The 413-nt window shown below is 63.0% G+C and carries 1 pseudogene; it reads right to left on the bottom strand.

The annotated features are described in order from the left end of the window. Positions 1-162 precede the first annotated feature (162 nt). A pseudogene (locus tag AB4Z23_RS28760) lies at positions 163-413 on the bottom strand (hypothetical protein); the annotation flags it as partial.

Genomic DNA, 413 nt, shown 5'->3' with positions numbered 1-413 from the left:
GACGTCGCGAAGGCGCTTCGATTTGGCGTCCTCTCCTCCCGTCCGGCGTCATCCTCTGTCTTGCGCCGAGGATCTGCAGACGCGTCCTATACATTTTCCGTTGCAGATGCTCGGGATGGGCCCGAGCATGACGGAAGAAACAGTCGCCGGCCGTCATCGCAATTACACTTCCCGCCACCCCTCCAGATAATTCACACTCTCCACCCCCGTAAACTTCGCAAGCCGCGACAATTCCGCGTCTAGTTTCTCGAGCCTTCCCGCTGAGGCGCGCACGCCCGGTTCCAGCCACAGGCGGCGCACATCCAGCGCCCCCGTAAACTTCGCAAGCCGCGACAATTCCGCGTCTAGTTTCTCGAGCCTTCCCGCTGAGGCGCGCACGCCCGGTTCCAGCCACAGGCGGCGCACATCCAGCG

This window comes from Agrobacterium sp. MCAB5 (assembly GCF_052114365.1).
Taxonomy (GTDB): domain Bacteria; phylum Pseudomonadota; class Alphaproteobacteria; order Rhizobiales; family Rhizobiaceae; genus Agrobacterium; species Agrobacterium tumefaciens.
This window is presented reverse-complemented; position numbering and strand designations above follow the sequence as displayed.